We start from the raw sequence: 2,600 nt of genomic DNA, 5'->3' as shown, positions 1-2,600 counted from the left end.
TTTCCACTTCCCCACCGGGTGGCCAAGTCCCTCCCGACAGGGAGCAAGGCATGGCCACACTGGCCGGAGGTTGTGCGGCGGTGGTGACCACGCGAGCGTGCTGTCGAGATGCGGCAAGACTGCAGTGACAGCCGCCTCTAGTTCAGTCCCCGATAGTGGTGTGGCGCGGTCAGGAGCCACTCGACCGAGTGCGGCTCACCCCGGTCGAGTTTGAACTGATCTACGCGGCCGCAGCCATGGCCTGAGACCCATCGCCCCCGATGTGTCAACGCAATCTTTGAGCAGACGCGCGGCCTCCAGTGCGCTAGTTGGCTCCGGTTGCCGGCTCGGTGTCTGTGGCTGCGGGCGAAGGGGGAGCGGCCAGGCGCGGACGAAGTCGTTCGAGATAGTCCTTCACCAGGGCCTGCGCCTCGGGCTGACTGAGTTGGTCTGCCATCAGGAGGGTGCCGAGGCCGTGGGCCAGCGCCATGACTTCCAGGGCGATCAGTCGCGATTGCGTCCCGTCGAGGTGGGTGTCGCGGCACAGTGTGTCCGTGAGGTATTCCGCCAGATCGCTGAGGTGTTTCTGGTAGGCCTGTCCAGCGATTCCGGGACGGGTGATGGCCAGTGCCTCCAAGGACACCCCAACTCGGTGGAACCCTTGACTTTCTGGGTCACGTGGCAGGGCCTCTTCGAAGAAGGCTGCCACCTGGTTCAGCGGCTCCGAGTGTCCGACTTGTTGTGTGCGTGCTCGCCACTTCTGCGCGCTCTTGCCCGCGAGCCCATCGAGGGTGACGGTGAGGAGCTCGTCCTTGCTCTTGCCGTAGTACTGAACCAGGCGAAGAGACACGCCAGCTTCCCCAGCTACCGCACGCATGGTCACCGCGTCGACGCCGCCGCGGGCGAGTAGCCGTTCGACCGCCTCGATGATCTGTGCCTTTCGCCTGCTCTCAGACACCTGAGCCCCTCTGTTCGCATCAGTGATACGTTCGTATCACTGATGCGAACATAGCAAGGAGGGGCGGTGTCTGCATCGTCGCAACGCCTTGGACTATGGACTGCATGCCTGGCGCAGCTCATGGTGGTGCTGGACGTGTCCGTCGTGAACGTGGCCCTCCCCTCGGTCCAGGCCGATCTCGGCCTCGCTCAAAGATCCGCGTCGTGGGTGGCGATGGCGTACAGCCTGGGATTCGCCGGAGTGCTCTTGGTCGGCGCGAGGCTTGCTGATGTCTTCGGCACGGTCCGAGTCCTTGCCTGGGGCGTAGGTGCGTTCACGCTGGCAAGCACTGTCGGTGGTCTGGCCACTGAAGGCTGGCTGCTGATCGCCGCGCGCGGCGCCCAAGGGCTGTCCGCCGCAGTCGTGTCCCCAGCGACGTTCACACTGCTGACGACCACGCACGCCGAGGGGCCCAATCGAACCAGGGCCATCGCCACCTGGACGGCAGTCAGCCTCGCAGGGGGTGGACTGGGCAACGTCGCCAGCGGTGTCCTCACGGATCTGCTCTCTTGGCGTGCGACTCTGCTGATCAACCTGCCCATCGGTGTGTGCGTGGTCACTGCTGCGACGGCTCTGCGCAATCGTGACCAGGGCCACCGCAGCAGCAGGCGCATCGACTTGGCGGGCGCGGGCTTGGCCACGGCAGCGTTCACGAGTGGGATCTACGCGCTGTCATCGCTGAGCGAGCCCACTGCCGGGGCACTGCCAGTCGTGATCGGCGTCGTGTCCGGGGTGTTGTTCGCGGTGCTCGCCCTCCAGCAACGGCACACCCCGAACAAGCTCGTGCCCGACTCGCTGAGCCGGGACCGGCTGATCGTCCTCGGCAACGCCGCGACCGGCCTGACCGCGGCCTGCTTCCAAGTGGGCCTGTGGTACTTCCTCACCTACCGCATGCAGGACCAGTTGGGTTATTCGCCCATCCAAGCTGGGCTGGCGTTCCTGCCGCTGACCGCCACCATGCTGAGCGTGAACCTCATCATCACTCCACGCCTGATGGATCGACATTCACCCCAGGTACTCATCGCGGCTGGAGCCGTACTTACGGTCCCAGCTCTGCTCTGGCTGGCAGTCCGCGATCACGGACCCTTCGCCTTGACGATCTTGGTTCCCAGCGTCGCAATTGGACTCGGCGGCGCGCTGATAAACACGCCGCTGGCGACTCTGGTCACCACTGGCGTACGCGCGGAAGACGCCGGCGCTGCATCGGGCCTGATGAACACCTCAAAGCAATTCGGTGGCGCCATCGGCCTGGCCGCAGCCTCGACTGTCGCTGCCCTCGCGGGCACCGATCACGTCGCCTTCGCCTTCATGGCCCTCGCGGTGCTCGCAGCCGCTGCAGTGGCAGTCGTTGCGACACGACGACCCGTCCCACCACGCAGCGCGACAACTCCAGCCACGCGCCCCCGAGCACACTGAGACACCCCTCGTGCGGTCGTTCTGAGGCCCGGCGCTCCTGACCCTTCGTCGCCGCGTGAGGACCTCCCGCCAGCGGGAGTTCAGTGACTGTCGCCCAGCCGCCCAGTCAGGAGCTCGTGACGCTCAGCAGAGGCCTGGTTGAGCCCGACGATCTCGACGCTCTTGCCCAGACGTTCGTACTTGGCCTGCACGCCGTCCAGGGCAGCGA

At 65.8% G+C, this 2,600-nt stretch carries 2 protein-coding genes; one reads left to right on the top strand and one right to left on the bottom strand.

The window, feature by feature from the left end; translation table 11 throughout:
• Positions 1-304: 304 nt before the first annotated feature.
• A complete protein-coding gene (locus JLI01S_RS16425) occupies positions 305-937 on the bottom strand; it encodes a TetR/AcrR family transcriptional regulator (protein WP_068266728.1) in 633 nt (210 codons plus the stop codon).
• A gap of 66 nt (positions 938-1,003) precedes the next feature.
• Here JLI01S_RS16425 and JLI01S_RS16420 point away from each other — a divergent pair, with 66 nt between their 5' ends.
• Positions 1,004-2,392, top strand: a complete 1,389-nt coding sequence (locus JLI01S_RS16420; RefSeq protein ID WP_068266725.1) for an MFS transporter — start codon at positions 1,004-1,006, stop codon at positions 2,390-2,392.
• Positions 2,393-2,600: the final 208 nt, after the last annotated feature.

Origin of the sequence: Janibacter limosus NBRC 16128 (assembly GCF_001570985.1) — a bacterium.
Classification (GTDB): Bacteria; Actinomycetota; Actinomycetes; order Actinomycetales; family Dermatophilaceae; genus Janibacter; species Janibacter limosus.
The sequence above is the reverse complement of the archived record's forward strand: the minus strand, read 5'-3'. Positions and strand labels throughout refer to the sequence as shown.